The 19,326-nt window shown below is 47.3% G+C and carries 13 protein-coding genes; 5 read left to right on the top strand and 8 right to left on the bottom strand.

Features of this window, described 5'->3' with window-relative positions:
- Positions 1 to 8 precede the first annotated feature (8 nt).
- Both glcE and GQ359_RS08435 read right to left on the bottom strand, forming a co-directional pair.
- Entirely contained in the window at positions 9 to 1,157 is a 1,149-nt protein-coding gene (gene glcE / locus GQ359_RS08440) for a glycolate oxidase subunit GlcE (RefSeq protein WP_215386660.1), read from the bottom strand.
- Positions 1,157 to 2,662 (bottom strand): FAD-linked oxidase C-terminal domain-containing protein, encoded by a 1,506-nt coding sequence (locus GQ359_RS08435; RefSeq protein WP_251367964.1) that lies wholly within the window; start codon positions 2,660 to 2,662, stop codon positions 1,157 to 1,159. The genes glcE and GQ359_RS08435 overlap by 1 nt, the downstream gene beginning before the upstream one ends.
- A gap of 26 nt (positions 2,663 to 2,688) precedes the next feature.
- Here GQ359_RS08435 and GQ359_RS08430 point away from each other — a divergent pair, with 26 nt between their 5' ends.
- Positions 2,689 to 3,258: a cob(I)yrinic acid a,c-diamide adenosyltransferase gene (locus GQ359_RS08430; RefSeq protein WP_215386657.1), complete on the top strand. Its 570-nt coding sequence runs from the start codon at positions 2,689 to 2,691 to the stop codon at positions 3,256 to 3,258.
- A gap of 34 nt (positions 3,259 to 3,292) precedes the next feature.
- On the opposite strand, the gene GQ359_RS08425 is transcribed toward GQ359_RS08430, so the two are convergent.
- Genes GQ359_RS08425 through GQ359_RS08410 form a run of 4 tightly spaced genes read right to left on the bottom strand, consistent with a single transcriptional unit; the run spans position 3,293 to position 10,959 of the window.
- The gene (locus GQ359_RS08425) at positions 3,293 to 4,417 is read right to left on the bottom strand and encodes a 3-deoxy-7-phosphoheptulonate synthase (RefSeq protein WP_215301948.1); all 1,125 of its coding nucleotides are present in this window, start codon (positions 4,415 to 4,417) and stop codon (positions 3,293 to 3,295) included.
- Positions 4,418 to 4,436: 19 nt separating this feature from the next.
- Complete coding sequence (tldD, locus tag GQ359_RS08420; protein ID WP_251367861.1) at positions 4,437 to 5,927, bottom strand: metalloprotease TldD; 1,491 nt, start codon at positions 5,925 to 5,927, stop codon at positions 4,437 to 4,439.
- Positions 5,928 to 5,951: 24 nt separating this feature from the next.
- On the bottom strand, positions 5,952 to 6,785 hold the full coding sequence (locus GQ359_RS08415; RefSeq protein WP_215386655.1) for a carbon-nitrogen hydrolase family protein: 834 nt from the start codon (positions 6,783 to 6,785) through the stop codon (positions 5,952 to 5,954).
- Between the two features lie 16 nt (positions 6,786 to 6,801).
- Positions 6,802 to 10,959, bottom strand: a complete 4,158-nt coding sequence (locus GQ359_RS08410; protein ID WP_215386653.1) for a YhdP family protein — start codon at positions 10,957 to 10,959, stop codon at positions 6,802 to 6,804.
- Positions 10,960 to 11,037: 78 nt separating this feature from the next.
- Between GQ359_RS08410 and glnE the strand changes: the two genes are divergently transcribed.
- Entirely contained in the window at positions 11,038 to 13,854 is a 2,817-nt protein-coding gene (glnE, locus tag GQ359_RS08405) for a bifunctional [glutamate--ammonia ligase]-adenylyl-L-tyrosine phosphorylase/[glutamate--ammonia-ligase] adenylyltransferase (RefSeq protein ID WP_215386649.1), read from the top strand.
- A 5-nt stretch (positions 13,855 to 13,859) separates the two neighbouring features.
- Here glnE and recN read toward each other — a convergent pair whose 3' ends face one another.
- Positions 13,860 to 15,530: a DNA repair protein RecN gene (recN, locus tag GQ359_RS08400; protein ID WP_215386646.1), complete on the bottom strand. Its 1,671-nt coding sequence runs from the start codon at positions 15,528 to 15,530 to the stop codon at positions 13,860 to 13,862.
- A 26-nt stretch (positions 15,531 to 15,556) separates the two neighbouring features.
- Complete coding sequence (locus GQ359_RS08395; protein ID WP_215386644.1) at positions 15,557 to 16,462, bottom strand: NAD kinase; 906 nt, start codon at positions 16,460 to 16,462, stop codon at positions 15,557 to 15,559.
- A 37-nt stretch (positions 16,463 to 16,499) separates the two neighbouring features.
- Here GQ359_RS08395 and hrcA point away from each other — a divergent pair, with 37 nt between their 5' ends.
- The 3 genes from hrcA to grpE all read left to right on the top strand — a co-directional run bounded on the left by hrcA (position 16,500) and on the right by grpE (position 19,300).
- The gene (gene hrcA / locus GQ359_RS08390; protein ID WP_215301936.1) at positions 16,500 to 17,522 is read left to right on the top strand and encodes a heat-inducible transcriptional repressor HrcA; all 1,023 of its coding nucleotides are present in this window, start codon (positions 16,500 to 16,502) and stop codon (positions 17,520 to 17,522) included.
- Positions 17,523 to 17,562: 40 nt separating this feature from the next.
- Positions 17,563 to 18,657 (top strand): ferrochelatase, encoded by a 1,095-nt coding sequence (gene hemH, locus GQ359_RS08385; RefSeq protein ID WP_215386642.1) that lies wholly within the window; start codon positions 17,563 to 17,565, stop codon positions 18,655 to 18,657.
- A gap of 82 nt (positions 18,658 to 18,739) precedes the next feature.
- Complete coding sequence (gene grpE / locus GQ359_RS08380; protein ID WP_215386639.1) at positions 18,740 to 19,300, top strand: nucleotide exchange factor GrpE; 561 nt, start codon at positions 18,740 to 18,742, stop codon at positions 19,298 to 19,300.
- Positions 19,301 to 19,326: the final 26 nt, after the last annotated feature.

Here is a 19,326-nt window from a genome sequence, read left to right as displayed (position 1 = left end):
ATAAAGACTTAAGGAAGGCGTGAAGTAGCAAATACGCCTGCTGGATCAAAGGCGGCTCTTAGGCGTACTTGTACCGCCTCTAAAGCGGTTGAGTGCGCTTGCTCACTCAAAAGGGTAAAGCGTTGCTTGCTTGGATCAACACTGCTTCCTTGCTTAAAGCGCGTTGCATGCCCACCATTAGCATTGGCTAATGCTTTGATGGATGCAAAAGTGGCATCATCGCCAGGCGCTTTAACCCAGCGTTGCTGTCCATGCCATTCCAAAGCAATATCGCCAACGGCATTTTTAATTGCAAGTGGACCACATGCGGCTGGAAGAGCTAGGCGATAGAGTGTGTCAGCACTATCTAGGTTTGTAAAAACAGTTAAGTGCTGCTCACGTAGCTCACTCCAAAATATTTGTGCAAGCACTGGGTCCACTTCAACAGCATCGATAGCTGCATTCATTAGCGGAATTGCAGCCTTAACAGCGGCAGCAGCACCGGCCAGGCGAATGGTAAGTTCACCATCGCCACCTGTTGGGCTTCCAATCCAGCAGCTAGCTGAGAGTGGTAAGGGTTGCCCAGCCCATTCATTTAAGAGGCGCAAAGTTTTTTCTTGGCTGAGCTGGCAGCGTAAGGTAGCTGTCGCTGCTGGCTTAGGCAGTACTTTTACAGAAGCCTCGAGTAATAGTGAGAGGGTTCCCATAGATCCGGGCATCAAACGTGAAACGTCATATCCCGCCACGTTTTTCATCACCTTGCCGCCAAAAGATAAGTCCTGGCCTTTGCCATCCATGATGCGTGCACCAAGAACAAAGTCGCGTAAGTTACCAGCACTAATACGGCCAGGTCCTGCCAAGCCTGCAGCTATGGCGCCACCAAAAGTTGCGTTATGACCAAAATGGGGTGGCTCAAAAGCGAGTGCTTGATTCTTTTCAGCCAGAGCTGCTTCAATTTCCTTTAATGGCGTACCAGTACATGCCGTAATCACTAATTCTTCAGGCTGGTATTCCAGGATGCCAGAGTAGGGGCGGGTATCTAACTTGGCATAGGAATTGGCATTTCCATACCAAGACTTGGTGCCGCCGCCTTCAATTGATAGTGGTGTTTTACTTTTGGCTGCTGCCAGAATTTGTTCGCGAAATAAATCAATAGCCATATTGTTGGATGTGGACATTAGAAGCGCTCCAACTCGGGATGCGGTAAATTGCCGCCGCTAATGCGCATACGACCGTATTCAGCGCAACGATTTAATGTGGGGATCGCCTTATCAGGGTTTAATAATCGTTCAGGGTCAAATGCTGCCTTAACTCCCCAGAAAGACTCGCGTTCACCTTCACCAAATTGAACGCACATGGAATTAATCTTTTCAATTCCAACGCCATGCTCACCAGTAATCGTGCCATCGAGCTCGACACAGGCTTCTAAAATTTCAGTACCGAATTCTTCAGCTCGATGCCACTCATCTTGATCGGCACCGTTAAATAAAATGAGTGGATGCATATTGCCATCGCCCGCATGAAATACATTCAAGCAAACAAGACCATATTTCTTTTCCATAACCTGAATGCGTCTGAGTAGAGTGCCAATATTTCTGCGGGGGATTGTTCCATCCATACAGTAGTAATCAGGCGCTAAGCGTCCTGCTGCGGGGAAGGCATTCTTACGACCACTCCAAAACTTCAAGCGCTCCGCTTCATTTTGAGAAATCTGAATACCACTAGCACCTGCTAGTTCGAGGACCTTAGTCATGCGCTCAATTTCTTCTGCAACCTCTTCAGGTGTGCCATCAGACTCACACAGGAGAATGGTCTCAGCTTCAAGGTCATACCCCGCATGAACAAATTCTTCTACTGCACGAGTAGTGGCTTTATCCATCATCTCTAAGCCGGCAGGAATGATGCCGGCAGCGATGATCGCAGCAACTGCATCGGCACCTTTTTCAATATCGTCAAAACTAGCCATGATGACGCGAGCCAATTTTGGCTTAGCAATGAGCTTGACAGTGACTTCAGTCACCACTGCAAGCATGCCTTCGCTACCCATCACAATTGCCAATAAATCGAGTCCTGGAGAGTCCGGCGCAAGGCTGCCAAATTCTACGATTTCACCATTCATCAAAATGCCGCGAACTTTGAGGACGTTATGAAGGGTCAGTCCATATTTGAGGCAGTGGACACCACCAGAGTTTTCATTCACGTTGCCGCCAATGGAGCAGGCAATCTGTGAAGAGGGGTCTGGAGCGTAATACAGACCAAGATGGGCAACAGCTTCTGAGATGGCTAAATTGCGAACACCGGGTTGTACAACCGCAGTTCGGGTGAAGGGATCAATACTGACGATCTTTTTGAGTTTGGCTAGCGAGAGCACTAAACCTTGGGAAATGGGCATAGCGCCACCGGATAGGCCGGTGCCAGATCCACGTGGGACGATAGGCACTTGCATCTCAAAGCAAGTCTTTAGGATCTGGGCAACCTGCTGCTCAGTCTCCGGTAAGGCTACAGCTAGGGGCATGCGTCGATAGGCTGCTAGACCATCACATTCATAGGGAATCGTGTCCTCAGGCTCCCACAGCAAAGCGTGCTCCGGGAGGATGGGGCGCAAGGCCGATACCAATTTGGATTGAAGGGCGGTAATGGCCGCGAGCTCGGGGGGTGGGGTCACCATATTCATAAGAATCATTTTAGCCATTTACCTATAATTAGTTCATGGGAAATCGACTTTCAAAAATAGCCACCAGAACTGGTGATGCGGGTATGACCGGGCTTGGCGATGGTAGCCGAGTAGAAAAGGATCATTTGCGCATCTGCGCTATGGGCGATGTAGACGAATTGAACTCCGAAATCGGTGTTTTGATGACTGAATTGATCCCTGAGAGTCTTGTAGAGGAGTTAAGGGTCTTATTTTTGCAAGTGCAGCATGACTTATTTGATTTGGGTGGTGAGCTTTGTATTCCTAATTACACCTTGCTCAAGCCTGAGCATGTAGCCCAGTTAGATGTTTGGCTGGAAAAATACAATGCAACTTTGCCCCCTTTAACTGAGTTCATTCTCCCGGGTGGGACGCGTGCGGCAGCTCAGGCGCACGTATGTCGAACAGTTTGCAGGCGTGCCGAGCGCTCGATTGTGCGTTTGGGTTGGGAGGAGCCTCTGTACGATGCTCCGCGTCAATACGTCAATCGCTTGTCTGATCTCTTGTTTGTGCTGGCGCGTGTACTCAATCGTGCAGCGGGTGGCCAAGACGTTCTTTGGAAGCACGAAAAAAAAGAGACTAAATAAATTAGTCTCTTTTGACGTGATAAAACGAAGTAGTTTATTTTTTTGCTTTTCTGCGATTTTTCACAGCTAAAGCTAAGCGTTGCAATACATTGACTGAATCTTCCCAGTTAATGCAGGCATCAGTAATACTCTTGCCATATTCCAACTTATTTGGATCATCTTTACCTGGCGTGAATTTTTGTGCACCATCATTTAGGTGACTCTCAATCATTACGCCAAAAATTTGATTTGAGCCAGATTCAATTTGCTCGGCAATATTTTCTGCCACCACAATTTGACGCTCATGTTTTTTGCTGGAGTTCGCATGCGACAAGTCAACCATCAAACTAGCTGGAAGCTTTGCTGCTGCAAGCTCTGAGCAAGCCGCTTGTACATACTGCGCTTCATAGTTTGGCTCTTTACCACCACGCAAAATAACGTGACAGTCTTTATTGCCTTTAGTCTCCACAATAGAAACCTGACCATTCTTATGCACTGATAAGAAGTGATGTGGACGGCTAGCCGCTTGAATCGCATCGGTAGCAATCTTAATGTTTCCGTCGGTACCATTCTTGAATCCGATTGGTGCAGAGAGGCCTGAGGCGAGTTCGCGGTGAACTTGACTTTCAGTGGTACGTGCTCCGATAGCGCCCCAAGAAATCAAGTCAGCAATATATTGCGGAGAAATCACATCCAAGAATTCGCTTCCAGCCGGCATACCAAGACGATTAATTTCCATCAACACTTGACGGGCAATACGCAAACCTTCTTCAATGCGATAGCTCTCGTCTAAGTACGGATCATTAATCAAACCTTTCCAACCCACAGTCGTGCGTGGCTTTTCAAAATAGACGCGCATCACAATTTCGAGTTCACCGGCAAAACGATCGCGCTCTGCGAGCAATCGTTGGCAGTACTCAACAGCAGCGCGAGGATCGTGGATTGAGCAAGGTCCGATGATGACGAGTAGGCGATCATCTTTCCCATGAATGATGTCGCGAATCTTTTTACGCGTTTTGCTAATCAATGCCTCAGTTGGTGTTCCCGAGATCGGGAAGAAGCGAATCAAATGCTCTGGCGGTGGCAGAACAGTAATGTTATGAATGCGTTGATCATCTGTGTCTGACGTTTTGTCGACGGCAGCGTACCAGTTTGCGGGATTAGTGTTTTGTTGGCTCATACGGCTATTTTAAGCCGTATTAAGCAGTTCCTCCGACAGTCAGGCTGTCGATACGTAAAGTTGGCTGTCCAACGCCTACGGGGACGCTCTGGCCTTCTTTGCCGCAAACCCCGATACCGCCATCTAATTTCAGGTCATTTCCGATCATAGAGACCTGTTTTAGGGACTCTGGGCCGCTTCCAATAATGGTTGCACCTTTGACTGGATATTGAATTTTGCCGTTTTCTACCCAATAGGCTTCTGAGGCTGAAAACACGAATTTACCGCTTGTAATGTCGACTTGGCCGCCCCCGAAATTGACCGCGTAAAGACCACGTTTAATACTTGCTACGATTTCTTGAGGATCGTCTTTGCCAGCCATCATGTAGGTATTGGTCATCCGAGGCATGGGTAGGGAGGCAAAACTCTCCCGTCGTCCATTTCCGGTGAGGGGCATATTCATGAGTCGGGCATTCAAACTATCCTGAATGTAGCCCTTCAAGATACCGTCTTCAATCAGCGTGGTGCACTGGGTCGGTGTGCCTTCATCATCGATATTGAGTGAGCCACGACGACCAGAAAGTGTCCCATCGTCTACTACAGTGACCCCTTTAGCGGCAACGCGCTGTCCAATGCAGCCAGCAAAAGCAGAAGAGCCTTTTCGATTAAAGTCACCTTCTAGTCCATGACCTACCGCTTCATGTAATAACACTCCAGGCCATCCTGGCCCCATGACTACTGTCATTGGACCGGCGGGGGCTGGGCGAGAGTCTAAATTAATCAGGGCGCCATCCACAGCTTCATCAACATATTGATTAATCAGCTCTGCATTGAAGTAGTGATAATCATGACGAGCACCGCCACCAGAAGACCCAGACTCGCGACGACCATTTTGTTCGGCAATCACATGTACTGATAGCCTTACTAATGGACGTACGTCAGCAGCTAATAAGCCATCAGCCCGAACTACGAGCACCACATCGAACTCACCAGCTAGACTGGCCATGACCTGAATGATGCGTGGGTCTCGCGCTTTTGCACGACGCTCAATACCTTCAAGTAAAGCAATCTTTTCTTGTGGCGCGAGTGAGTCTAGGGGATTTAAGTCTGAGTAGAGCTCGTTAGAGACCGGTGTAAATATTTTGCTTGCAACGGCGCGAGTGCCGCCTTGGGGCCCAATTACACGAGTGGATTTAGCCGCCTTATTGAGAGCTTCTAAATTTATTTCATCAGAGTAAGCAAAGGCAGTTTTATCTCCGTAAATTGCACGCACTCCCACACCTTGATCAATACTGAAGCTACCGGATTTCACGATACCTTCTTCAAGACTCCAACTCTCGTTACGAGTGTGCTGGAAGTAAAGGTCAGCATCATCGAGTTGATGTGTAAACATGTCGCCAAAGGTGCGATGTAAATCTTGCTCAGAGAGACCAGTTGGTTCCAGCAGAATAGACTTCGCTAATTTAAGAAGGTCGGCCTGCTTCTTGGGCTTGGTCCAATCACTTGGAAATAATGCTTCTGGTGCTCTCATCTTGATTTTGTTGAACTTTCTGTATTAAAGCTTGCGGTGTTTTAGTGCCGGTAGCTTAGAGCGTACCTCTTTTAATTTATCTTTGCTGAGTTTGCCCTGAATAAAACCCTCCCCTTCAGGAAGATTTCTCAGAATCTCGCCCCAAGGGTCAATGAGCATGCTCTCACCCCAGGTTCGACGTTGATTTAGGTGTACACCGCCTTGAGCTGACGATAGTACATAGCACTGGTTTTCAATAGCACGTGCGCGCAAGAGGATCTCCCAATGATCCTTACCAGTTGTGTAGGTGAATGCAGCTGGAATGATGTGACAATCGACTTGTCCGAGGGCGCGGTACAGCTCTGGAAAACGAAGGTCATAACAAATACTTAATCCAAAGTGCCAGTCAACTTCATTGATCCTGATGGCAAATTGACCTGGCTGACTACCTGCTGCAATCGTTTCTGATTCTTCGTAACGCTCCGTTTCAGTTTGAAAACCAAACAAGTGGATTTTGTCGTAGCGAGCGATTTGCATTCCCGTGGGATCAAATACTAGAGAGGTGTTGAGAACTTTGTTGGACTCTTTCGCCTCAAGAGGAATAGTGCCAGCCACGAGATAAATATTATTTTCTTGGGCTATAGCTGCAAGGCGCTCTTGAATTGGACCTGATCCGGCAGCTTCTCGTGCGTTTACCTTATCTGTATCTTTCAAGCCCATTAGGCAAAAATATTCTGGCAGTACGGCAATCTGAGCACCGCAGTCAGCGGCAGCTTTAATCAAGCCTTCAGCAACCTCAAGGTTCTCGCTGAGGCTAGGGGTCGATACCATTTGTATCGAAGCCATATTGAGTTCAGAAGTATTTCTTAGCGAGTTCATCTGTTTAGCCTAGCGTTTAGGTGGGGGTATTTTGATTTGCAGGTGGATTTGCGGGCGCAGAATTTGGTGTACTAGGTTTAGTTTGCTCTTTTAAAAGATTCTTAGTGCGAATTGTTTCTAATGTTTTTGCATCAAGCGGTTGACCCTTCTGATCGAGAGGGATCACCTCTGGATTATCCCAAGAACCCTGAATTAAATAATCCGTTTGCATGCTGCGATTAATTTGATTGGTAATGAGATATTGGCCTACGACCGCCCCCAGACCAATAATTGGGTTAATCGCAAATGCTGCCAGTGAGCCGGCTGTGGCATCAATTGTTGGGAAAATAGTGATGCGTAAATCTTGAGTTTCTTTGGGCACGTTAATTTGCCCAGTCATTGCAACACGAGCCTGATCCAGAACCATCGTGAATTGCTTAGTTTGTGCAATGCCCTGCGCGACCTCAAAATTGCTATTAATTGAGTTAAATGGGGTGCCCTTGGTAGCTATACTGCCAAGGCTGCCTTTTAAGTCCAAGGTGGCAAATCTAAACAAGCTTTGTAGACTCAACACATCTAGTAATTTTGCGCCATCAGAATTGACTTCAAGTAGGCGACCTTTAGCAAGGTCGAGGCTAACGGCGCCAGCTAAAGAATCATAGTTTGGTGAAAAGGGTGATCCAGACCATGAGAGTGAAGCATTGAGTTTTCCTTCCCCACCCTCTACAGACTTAGAGTTACTCCAATGAGAAATAATTTGTCCGGCATCTTGGATGTTCACATTGGCAGTGAAAGAGCTCTGCTCTGCAACGTTTGGAGTTCTGGCACTCCATTGACCTTTGACGATGGAGTTGCCTTGAGGATTATTAATCTGAATAGAATCGATTTTCACGAGATCCTGGCTGGTTCTCGATTGGATCTTTACCGTACCCAACTTTGCTTTTTTCCAGCTGAAGTCATCAATTGCTAAATCTAAACTAGGAATTGCGTTGGGGTTGACGGGGGTCTTAACTGAAGATGGTTTTTGTGGGCTATCTTCCTTGTTGAGTGGATCAGGAGCTATGCGTTGATCTGGCACTTTCAGGCGCGCAAGTCTTCCAGCAATTAGCCCGCTCGGATGATCGCCACTGCTGGGGTGCCATTGCACTTGACCAGCAATTTGAGGTGCATTTAATTGGAGTTGCCAGATCCTATTTTTCTTCTGGGACTGCATACTGATATCAGTCCATTCGCGATCTAGAGCAATTAATTTCTTTACTTGAGCAGAAATTTGGACATCCTCTTCAGGAGTTTCAGACGGTTTAACATCGCCAGCTTTATTGCTTGGCTTTTTTGCTCCCAAAAAATCTACCCATTGATCAAGATTGAGTTCATTGCTTACTAAGTGAAACGAACTACCTTGTTGTGGTAATGGTGCCGGCAATCCCACTCCTAAAGCATTTTTTATTTCATTCGCGAAATTGAGATTTCCTTGGAGGAAATATTGATCCCCTAATTTTCCAGACCAATCTGAATGTACTGAACTGATCTTGCCTGCCGGGTAAGTTTTTAGGCTGAGCTCACCTAGCATGGGGGTTCCCGCTAATTTGTTGGCAGGTGCAGGAGCAGAGCTTGCCCAATTGCGTAAATCAAATTTCAGATTGGTTTGACTTCCCGCTTTATTAAAGTTAATCAAGCCTTCATATTTGGCTGATCCGCTCATTGCAGTCAGTAGCGCTGGATGAGCTGAGGATTTTAAATTTCCTGAGATGTAATCTTTGATGAAGCTAGCATTGATGTCACCCCTAATGCTGAAGCTAGTATTTCCTGCTGCGGAGGGAGCGCTTACAATTTTCAAGTCTCCACCCAAAAAGTTTGCAGTGATATTTTCAAACTCTGGATTGACCTCAGTAATTCGCACTTTACCCATCAGATTGTTTAATGGAGGAGCTTGTCCCCATTGGGCTTGATTACCGGGGAGGTTAATTTTTGCATCGAAGTGAACATCATCGCTTCCAGACAGTGGAACTTTTAAGTCAAGACCTAAATTAACTGGACCCTTGAGGGTGAGGTTTTTAGCTATGTTGACTTGTTTGACGCCCACAGGCGATGCAAATAAGTACTCCAGAATTTCCGAGCCTTCACCTTCGATTGAGCCATTGATGAGTAAGTTTAGGTTTTTAGCGCTGAGATTAGGTATTTGTGATTTGACATTCGAAAGCGCCACTTTTTTATAGTTAGCTTTATTAACATCTACATTCAAGATTGCTTGTTTCATGTCAATGTTGCCGCTGACATTACTAAATGCTTGCCAAACCCCTTGGCTTTTTGGCAGCAAGGGTGCTGGCTTGAATATTGCGGCGGAGAAAGGTAGATGCAAGCTGAGTTCCCCCGCAGTTCCGCTAGGGTAAGGCACTTGATTTGGGTCGCCCTTAATATGTAAAGAGCCATTTTGAATCTCTCCAGCCTCAAATGCCTTACTCAGATAGGAGCGACTATCCTTATCCATTCCAACAGGTAGATAGCGATGCGCTGTCGCTAATTTAGCCTTAACGAAATCCATATCTAGCGTCATTTGATCGGGTTGCTTGGGGGCACCAATAAGGTAGCTCAGATCAAAATTGGTGGTGATTTCAGAGTTACTCAACTGCATTTTCTTGGCATTAATGAGCCAACCACCTTTTTGCTTGGACCAACTAATGGAACCTTTTGCGCGGTCTAATTGAATCTCAGGGTCGGATAAAAAATCATGCATCTCCAATTCAAGATTTGTAGAGTCGAGTGTGAAGCTGCCTTGCTTCTGATCGCTGACTAAGCTGCCGGACAAATTCAAGGCTGATGGCATCGATTTGTTTACTCCAGTAAAGCTAATGTCATTGAGCTTTGCGCTGATGGTGTAATCAAGTTTATTAGCCGAAAACCAATTGCCCGGAATTGGTAAGGTGGATAGAGCAGATTTTTTTTCAGACCAATTGATCTCTAAGTTCTGCAGCTCACCATCTGCTTCAGAAATCTTAATCCACTGATGTATTTTTTTCGGGAGAGGAAGATTGAGTGCGAAAAGTGCAACATCCTCTACTTGTATTTTAGGTGAGGAGAAGCCGAACTCTGTGATTTCACCACCATCCTTAGGGGAGCGCCAGCGGAAAGTAATGGGGCTTAATTTTTCAAGAGGAGCGGTGCTGGGGCTGTCAATATTGCGCCATGCCAAAGTTTTTGTTGTGATGGAATTGAGGCCACCATCTGCACCCTGCACTAGATTGGTTTCCAACCTACCGAACTCAAGAGGATCTTCGCCTTGATTTAATTGGACTCGGAGATTATCGGCCGCCAACGAGATTTGCCCACCATTGGCTTTTCCGCTATCGAGTTTTATGCTGCCCTGAGAGTTGACATTGCCACCGAGATCATGGAGTGGCAGGCTAATATCCTTAGAAATATGGCTGAGCTTGAGTTCAGTAAACTCCCATGAAAAGCTTCCGATCCAATCTCGCCAATTACCTTCTTGTCCCCCAAGGTGATGAACAAAGTCAGCCTGGAGTTTGATTGGGCTAGCACTCCAAGGTGTTTGCACAAGCAACTGACCTTGATGACTGCGAATGCCATTTTTTAGGTGGATGCTTTGAATGTCAATTGAGGTCTTTAACTTTCGACTTTGCTGATCTTCCCAAAATATTTTGGCGTTGTTGATTTGTATGTCGTTTTGAGCAAACAACCAATTCTCGGCAGAAAAGTCATTCTCTTTGCTGTGAATGGGAATTCCGGCAATTGAGATCGCACCTTTTGCATCTCGTTGTGCGTAAAGCTCAATCTGATCAAATGTGATCTCATGAAAATACGGGGCTAAGTGATAAAAAGTTAGCCAGCTAAGTTGCCCATTGATGTTTTGAATAAGTAGGGGAGGGGTCGACGTTTTTGAGCTGTTAAACCTCAATCCCTGAATCACAAAACTCGGACGAATTCCGGTCCAAGATACTTGTACGTCATCCATCGTGATGTTGGCGCCTAAGCGCGCACTCATCAAATGCTCTAGGGTCGGCTTAGATTTTTCGATCTGAGGCCAGAGAATAAAGCGCACCCCAAGATGGCCAAGTACAAAAAAAGCCACGGTAATACCAGCAAGTATGAGGGCGCGCTTGCGCCAACCGCCGCTAGAGCCTGGTGGACGTTTTTGAAGCACGCTCTGCAGGCGAGTCCGGATGATATTTTGAAGCATAGACTCTATTATCCGTCAGCCCTTGCTTGCTCGCCAAGCTTCTGCGGTTTGAATATAGAGTCGGATTAATATAGAGAAATGACTAGCTTTCCTGTCCAAATTGAATTTCTTAAGCAGCACTCCAGCTACGCTCAACGTTGGCTTCATTCTCGCCCTGAGTGGGTAGAGTGGCTTCGCTTACAGGGTGCTCGCAAGGTAGATGTTGCCGGGATTAAGGATCTATTAACCCCTTGTCAGGATGCTTTAGCTTCTCCAGATCAGGATGAGGCTCAATTTATGGCTGATCTGAGGTTGGCTAGGCAGCGCCTCATGCTCTGGATTGCCTTCCGAGATCTCAATGGTATGGCCAGCCTTGGTGAGGTGACGCATGCACTCAGTCACTTTGCTGAGGAGGTGGTTGCACTATCGATTGCCTATATTCGCGAAGACCTGCAGCGTCGCTTTGGTTTGCCTTGGAGCACGGTCACTGATTCAGAGATGCCTTTGATGGTGGTGGGCATGGGTAAGTTGGGCGGCTTAGAGCTTAACCTTTCTTCTGATATCGACCTAATCTTTTTGTATGAGCACGAAGGGGATACGCAAGGTGGGCCTAAGAGCCTCTCCTATCACGAGTGGTTTACTCGAATGGGTAAGCGTTTGATAAAACTATTAGCAGAGCATGATGCAAATGGATTTGTGTTTCGGGTAGATATGCGCCTGAGACCCAATGGAGATTCTGGCCCTTTGGTCTGTAGTCTCGATATGCTCGAGGAGTACCTCCTAGTACAGGGCAGGGAGTGGGAGCGCTACGCTTGGATTAAGGGGAGGTTGATTGCGCCTTTACCGGAATCACCTGATTTTGCTCATTGTGAGCGGGAGCTTGATCAACTCATTCGTCCTTTTGTCTATCGCCGGCACTTAGATTATGGTGTGATTGCATCCATCCGTGAATTGCATGCGCAGATACAGCATGAAGCTGAGAAGCGTTCCTCCAATCATTATGGTCGATCCAGGGATATTAAGTTAGGCCGTGGCGGCATCCGTGAGATTGAATTCTTAGCGCAAATGTTTCAGTTAATGCGCGGAGGTACAGATCCTCGTTTTCGCATTCGTCCCACTCTAGAAGTTTTGGACTTGGTGAAGCAAAAAGAAATTCTGCCTGCTAGCGAAGTAGAGGATCTGAAGGCGGCTTATATATACTTGCGCCGCTTAGAGCATCGCATTCAGGTGTGGGAGGATCAGCAGACACACTATTTGCCCGAGGATGAGGGTGCACGCACTCGCTTAGCAGCGAGCATGGTTGGCCCTAATCAATCTCAAGACCGAGATGCATTCATGTCCGAGCTCGATAAACATCAAGCGGCAGTAGCCCAGTATTTTGAAAAAGCATTTGTGCTTGATGATGCAGCGCGTCTAGACAATGCCTCCTTGCCGGCAGGGTGGGAGCCGAACGGCATGCTGTTTCCAGAGTCTGCAACTCGCTGGCTGTCTTGGATTGATAGCTCAAAGCAAAGACAGTTGCCAGAGAAAAGCAGGATCATTTTCAACAATCTCATTCGTAAGGCTGCAGATAGTTTGCAGGCAGATCAGCCTACAGGAATTAGTGCAGACCAAACTTTGCTTCGCTTTTTTGATTTATTAGAGGCGGTTGCTCGACGCAGTGCTTATTTATCGATTTTGTCAGAGTATCCGCAGGCGCTATCTAATGTGCTCGCTTTGCTCAAGGCCTCTCAATGGGGTGCGGAGTATTTAACTAGGCATCCCCACCTTTTAGATTACTTACTTAACTCACGTACTGAAAAAGCCCTTATTGAACAGCCGGAGCAATATTGGCAGGAAGTAAAAGCCACATTAGAAATGCGTCTGGATGACGTGATGGCTGATGGCGATGGCTCAGAGCAGGCCATGGATATTTTGCGCATTACCCACCACACCGAGACCTTTATTACGCTTTTGGCGGATTTGGGAATTGGCGTTGATCGTGAGCTTTCAGTCGAGAAGGTCAGCGATCATTTATCTGCATTAGCGGACTTAATCTTGCAGACTACTTTTGAGCGCGTATGGCCTAGCGTTGCTAAGAAGTTCGAATTACCTCTTGATGCGACCGCACCATTTGCGGTGATCTCCTATGGAAAGTTAGGCGGTAAAGAATTGGGATATGCCTCCGATTTGGACTTGGTTTTTTTATATCAAGCCGAGGAAACCGATTTTGCTGCTCAAGAAATTTACGCCTTACTAGCCAAGCGCATGATCAATTGGTTAACCGCTTACACATCAACTGGTAGTCTGTTTGAAATCGACACACGTCTTCGTCCAAATGGCTCCGCAGGATTCCTGGTAACCAATGCCGATGCGTTTAAGAAATACCAACTACGTGAAGGTGATAATGCTGCTTGGGTTTGGGAGCATCAAGCTCTGACGCGCGCAAGGTTCTCGGCGGGAAGTAAAGCGCTTGGAGCATTCTTTGATGATGTGCGTTTTGAGGTTTTAAGTCAAAAGCGTGATGTTGATCAGTTACGCCATGAGATTTTAGAAATGCGTCGCAAAGTCCATGCTGGGCATCCAAATCCGACTCCCGACTTTGATTTAAAGCATGATGCCGGCGGCATGGTAGATATTGAGTTTATTGTGCAATTTTTGGTCTTAGCATTTTCAAATACCCACCCACAACTGATTGGTAATTTAGGAAATATCGCCTTGCTGCGCATTGCTGGAGAGGCGGGTTTAATTCAAGCTTCGATGGCCCAAGATGTAGGCGATGCTTATCGTCTACTGCGAGCGCGTCAACATCGCTTGCGTTTAGATGGTGCAGAAAAGACGCGGGTAGATTTGGGACTTGAACCGCAATTGGTTGAAGCAAGAGAAGTGGTGTTGGCTCTATGGCAGGAAATATTCCTTGCGCCATCGAATGCTTGAAAAGCTTAACTTTGCTCTAGTAGTTCTCGAGCATGTCGACGAGTTGTGTCGGTGATCGTTGTTCCTCCCAGCATCCGAGCCACCTCCTCAACTCTTTCGGATCTTCCTAGCGGCATAACTTGGGATAGGGTTTTATCGCCCGCCTGTGATTTGCTGACTTTTAGATGGTGATTTCCTTGCGCAGCCACTTGCGGCAAATGGGTCACGCACAGAATTTGATGTGATTCGCCTAGTTGACGTAGCAACTTTCCAACTGTCTCTGCAACAGCGCCACCAATGCCGGCATCAACCTCATCAAATATCAGGGTTGGGGTAAATGACGCCTTGCTGGTGATGACGCTAATGGCCAGACTGATGCGGGCCAACTCCCCGCCGGAAGCCACTTTTGCTAACGAGCGTGGGGTGCTCCCAGCATGACCTGCAACCAAAAACTCAATTTGCTCAAGACCCTGGGCACTTCCTTCTGAAAGGGGTAGCAAAGCAATCTCCAGCTGACCACCCGCCATTGATAGGTCCTGCATGGCAGCGGTAACCTGCTTGCCTAAATCTAGCGCTGCTTTACTACGTTTTTGTGAGAGTTGTTTTGCTTGCTTGAGATAGGCTAATTCTTCTTGTTTCACCTTCTCGCGCAGAGCCTCTATATTTTGAGATGCTGTCAATGCTTCTAAACGTTCAGTGGTATCAAGTAGTAGTTTTGGCAGGTCATCTGCCTCGGTACGATATTTTCTAGCTGCCCCATGGAGTGCTTGCATACGCTCCTCCACTTCACCAAGGCGGGCAGGATCTAAATCCAGTTTTTGTAAGTAGCGATTGAGGCTGTGTACTGCTTCATCAATCTGAATTTGTGCAGACTCCAGCGCTTGGCTGATTTCGCTTAATGATGAGTCATGCTCTGCCAATGCACTCATATTGGCGCTAGCTTTAGAGAGGGTGGACTCTACAGAGTTATCAGCATCGCTGAGAACATCAATTGCTTCTTGGCAGCCACTGATAATTTTTGCGCCATTTGCTAGGCGAGCATGCTCACTTTGAATGGATGTCCACTCACCTTCTTGTGGAGAGAGCTCGCTTAGCTCTTCTAGCTGCCATTCGAGGCGCTCACGCTCACGTTCAATATCTTGCCCAGCATTTTCAGCTTGCTCTAGTTTGCGACGCGATTCATTTAGAGCTTTAAATAATTGAGAAACCTCGACCACAAGATCCATGTGATTCGCATGGCGATCTAGTAGTTCACGTTGCGCGCCACCTTTAAGTAGTAGTTGATGTGCATGCTGCCCATGAATATCAACCAACTGATCGCCTGCTTCACGCAGTTGTGCCAAGGTTGCTACGCTGCCGTTAATAAAAGCGCGGCTACGACCATTTACCTCTACAGTTCTTTTGAGGAGCAGGCTTTGCCCATCATCTTCAAGTGGAAAGCCTTGCTCATCAAGCCATTGATTAAAGTGTTGAATTTGCTGTGAATCTACTCTAAAGAGAGCGCTAATTTCTGCACGATTGCAGCCCTCACGTATCTGGCTACTATCTGCACGCTCACCCAATACCAGGCTGAGCGCATCCAAGAGAATGGATTTACCGGCACCCGTTTCACCGGTGAGGACTGTAAAACCTGAGGAAAGATCTAGTTCTAACTGGTCAACAATGACAAAGTCACGAAGCGATAGTGTTTGAAGCATGACCTAGCGTACCTAAAAGTTCGACATCAGAATGTCGATGGATACTCATTCCAATGTAACTTCTCTCGCAAGGTTTTGTAGTCACTGTGACTGCGAGGATGAAGTAGGGTGATGGTTTTTTTAGATTGACTGACTTCAATGATGTCACCTGATTGCAAATTAGTCTGTGATTGCATATCGAAGTTCACAATCACTTCCCTACCATCAACTACCTCGATGCTCACCACAATATCTTGTGGCAATACGATAGGGCGATTAGATAATGAGTGTGGGGCAATTGGGGCTAGCAGAATCCCGGCTACGCGTGGATGCAAAATAGGCCCGCCAGCAGAAAGTGCGTAGGCAGTTGAGCCAGTAGGGGTCGATACGATCAATCCATCAGAGCGCTGGTTGTACATAAACGAGCCATTGACGCGGACTGCAAGTTCAACCATTCCAGAAATTCCGGAACGATTCACAACAACATCATTTAAGGCGAGAGCCTGATTAATCTGTTTGCCATTGCGCATGACAACTGCATCGAGCAGGGTCCTCGTGTCAGCTTCATATTCACCGGCAATAATTTGCGGCAAGACTGTTTGAACGTTTTGGATTGGGATATCAGTCATATAACCCAGGCGACCCATATTGATGCCAACCAGCGGAACTTTGCTGCCCGCCAATTGACGGCCAATGCCAAGCATCGTGCCATCGCCACCCAAAACAACTGCTAGATCAATGGCATCAGAAAACTCCTCGGCCTTTTTGACTGGGTAGGTAGTTAGCCCCAGATGGCTTGCAGTAGCGCTTTCAACATAGACCTCACAACCTTGTTCGCCCAGCAGGCTAGCTAGGTCCTTGAGGCGTTCTTGCATGCCGTCAGCCTGATATTTACCGACGAGCGCAACCCGGCTAAATGCCTTTTTGCTGGAATTTGGGGATGGGCTTAACATATAACGATTAAACCATACGCATAAAATCCCTTCCACTATGGATGATCGCTCCCGCGCCTTACTGAAAACCCTCATCGAGCGCTATATCGAAGAGGGGCAGCCTATTGGCTCACGCACCCTATCTCGATTCTCGGGACTGGATCTTTCTGCGGCCACGATTCGCAATGTGATGGCGGATTTAGAGGAGATGGGCTTGGTGACTAGCCCGCATACCTCGGCTGGTCGCATACCCACCCCAAGAGGTTATCGCCTCTTTGTAGATACGATGGTGACAGTTCGGCCCCTAGAGGAAATCGCCACTCGGGAGATGGAGAAAGGGCTTTTGCCAGATTCTCCACAGAGGGTCCTGAACTCCGCTGCTCAAATTTTGTCTAATTTGACCCATTTTGCTGGGGTGGTGATGACGCCGAAGCGGGCTCAAGTCTTTAAACACATCGAGTTCTTGCGGCTGGGTGAAGGCAAGATCCTGCTCATTATGGTGACCCCTGAGGGTGACGTGCAAAACCGTATCCTTCCAACCACCCAGGACTACACCCCTAGTCAGTTGGTAGAGGCGGGCAATTACATCAATACGCAGTTCGCAGGCAAGAGTTTTGCTGAGGTGCGTGCGCATCTGGCCTCCGATCTAGATAACCTGCGCAGCGATATCTCTGGCTTGATGGCCTTGGCGCTGCATAGTGGGGTTAGCGACTACGGCATGGGTCAAGGGGACATGTTGCTGTCAGGCGAGCGTCGCCTGCTCAATGTTGGCGATCTCAGCACCAATTTAGACAAGTTGCGTAAGATGTTTGACATGCTGGAGCAAAAGTCAGTACTGATGCAGTTGCTGGATGTATCTAGTCATGCTGATGGTATTCAGATCTTTATTGGTGGCGAAAGTGATTTGCTACCTTATGAAGATTTGGCTGTCATCAGTGCGCCGTACAGTGTGGATGGGCAGATTGTTGGAACACTTGGAGTAATTGGCCCTACTCGCATGGCATACGATCGGGTGATTCCGATCGTCGACATCACCTCTAAGTTGTTATCGGGTGCATTGAGCTCCCCGATAGGATCGTGACAGTATTTTTTTGTTTTCTTCTTAACTAAACGGATCTTCCTTGAATCAAAATCCCCACTTACGTCCTTCTAAGACAGCAGTGCTATTGCTGAACTTGGGCACTCCTTCTGCGCCAACTGCTAAAGCGGTGAGGGCTTATCTCAAGGAATTTCTATCCGATCCACGCGTTGTAGAAATTCCTCGCATTATTTGGTGGTGCATTTTGAATGGCATTATTTTGCCGATTCGTAGTGGTGCCTCAGCCAAGAAATACGCCTCCATTTGGTTGCCAAAATTAGGCTCCCCTTTGATGCATTACTCGCGCCTACAAGCAAAAGAGTTGGGCGAGAAATTTGCGAATCATGGTGAAGTGGTATTAGTAGATTTAGCTATGCGCTATGGTGAGCCTTCTACACAGCAAGCCTTAGAAGCCATGCAGGCACAGGGTATGGAGCGCCTCTTGTTGTTACCCCTATATCCACAGTATTCAGCCACTACTACTGCTTCCAGTTTTGATGAAGTGTTTCGTGTACTCGGAACTTGGCGCAACCAACCTGAGCTGCGCTTGATAAAGCATTATCACGATAATCCTGCTTACATTAGCGCGCTGCGCGACCAAGTATTAAGCGCATGGGATAAAGATGGACGACCAGATTTTGCTGCTGGTGACCGTCTTGTCATGTCTTTTCACGGATTGCCTAAGCGCAATTTAATGAAGGGTGACCCCTATCATTGCGAGTGTTTAAAAACTGGTCGCCTTCTTGGGGAATCTCTAGGTCTAGAGCCTGGTCAATATCTAGTTACTTTCCAATCTCGCTTTGGTAAAGCTGAGTGGCTCAAGCCGTACACTGCTCCGATGATTGAGGAGCTTGGCAAAAAGGGTTGCAAGCGAGTGGATATTTTTTGCCCCGGTTTTCCGGCGGATTGCTTGGAAACTCTAGAGGAGATTGCCATGGAGGCGCGCGAGATCTTCTTGGAGCATGGCGGTAAAGATTACCGCTATATTCCTTGTCTCAATAGCAATCCAAAATGGATTGATGCGATGTACGACATTGCCCAGCAGCATTTATCTGGCTGGAGTCTGGGTGTTGAATCTGATGCGGTGTTGCAGGAACGTGATCGACTGGCTGAGTTGGCTAAAGCCAGAATTGCTTAAATGCCGTCACACTTGAAATTACCTTAATCAGCCCCATATCATTGAGAAGTAGCCATTCTGATAGAAAAGTGAATTTGTACCCATGACCCAAGAAAATCAAAATCCATCCCCTGAGCAAGAAAATATTGAGCCGCTTGCTCAAGCGGAGGGTGGCGCTGATACGGCGCCTGCATCTGATGAAGTGAAGACTCTAGAGCAAGAGATTGCCGAGTTAAATCAAAAGCTAACGGAGATGCAGGATAACTATCTTCGAGCCAAGGCTGAAGGTGAGAATATTCGTCGTCGGGCTGCTGAAGATGTCTCTAAGGCACATAAGTTTGCGATTGAGAGTTTTGCCGAGCATCTCGTGCCGGTTACCGATAGCCTGTATGCCGCCTTGAATGCAGAGGCAGTAGATGCCAAAGCCTTTAAAGAGGGCTTGGAAATCACCCTAAAACAGCTACTTTCCGCCTTTGAAAAAGGTCGCATGACGGAGATTAATCCTGCTGTAGGTGACAAGTTTGATCCGCACCATCACCAGGCAATTGCTTCAGTGCCATCTGATCAAGAGGCCAATACTGTGGTTTCAGTACTCCAGAGGGGGTATTCCATTGCTGATCGTATTCTGCGCCCAGCTCTGGTAACCGTGAGCGCACCCAAATAAGCCTTTAAAACCCCTAAATTGGGGGT

The organism is Polynucleobacter sp. AM-7D1 (assembly GCF_018688455.1).
GTDB lineage: Bacteria > Pseudomonadota > Gammaproteobacteria > Burkholderiales > Burkholderiaceae > Polynucleobacter.
This window is presented reverse-complemented; position numbering and strand designations above follow the sequence as displayed.

Coding starts and splice junctions, on each gene's coding strand:
- hrcA (WP_215301936.1), top strand. CDS start 16,500: ATGGATGATCGCTCCCGCGCCTTACTGAAAACCCTCATCGAGCGCTAT.
- GQ359_RS08395 (WP_215386644.1), bottom strand. CDS start 16,462: ATGTTAAGCCCATCCCCAAATTCCAGCAAAAAGGCATTTAGCCGGGTT.
- GQ359_RS08435 (WP_251367964.1), bottom strand. CDS start 2,662: ATGATTCTTATGAATATGGTGACCCCACCCCCCGAGCTCGCGGCCATT.
- GQ359_RS08425 (WP_215301948.1), bottom strand. CDS start 4,417: ATGAGCCAACAAAACACTAATCCCGCAAACTGGTACGCTGCCGTCGAC.
- GQ359_RS08430 (WP_215386657.1), top strand. CDS start 2,689: ATGGGAAATCGACTTTCAAAAATAGCCACCAGAACTGGTGATGCGGGT.
- GQ359_RS08415 (WP_215386655.1), bottom strand. CDS start 6,785: ATGAACTCGCTAAGAAATACTTCTGAACTCAATATGGCTTCGATACAA.
- tldD (WP_251367861.1), bottom strand. CDS start 5,927: ATGAGAGCACCAGAAGCATTATTTCCAAGTGATTGGACCAAGCCCAAG.
- recN (WP_215386646.1), bottom strand. CDS start 15,530: ATGCTTCAAACACTATCGCTTCGTGACTTTGTCATTGTTGACCAGTTA.
- glnE (WP_215386649.1), top strand. CDS start 11,038: ATGACTAGCTTTCCTGTCCAAATTGAATTTCTTAAGCAGCACTCCAGC.
- glcE (WP_215386660.1), bottom strand. CDS start 1,157: ATGTCCACATCCAACAATATGGCTATTGATTTATTTCGCGAACAAATT.
- GQ359_RS08410 (WP_215386653.1), bottom strand. CDS start 10,959: ATGCTTCAAAATATCATCCGGACTCGCCTGCAGAGCGTGCTTCAAAAA.
- grpE (WP_215386639.1), top strand. CDS start 18,740: ATGACCCAAGAAAATCAAAATCCATCCCCTGAGCAAGAAAATATTGAG.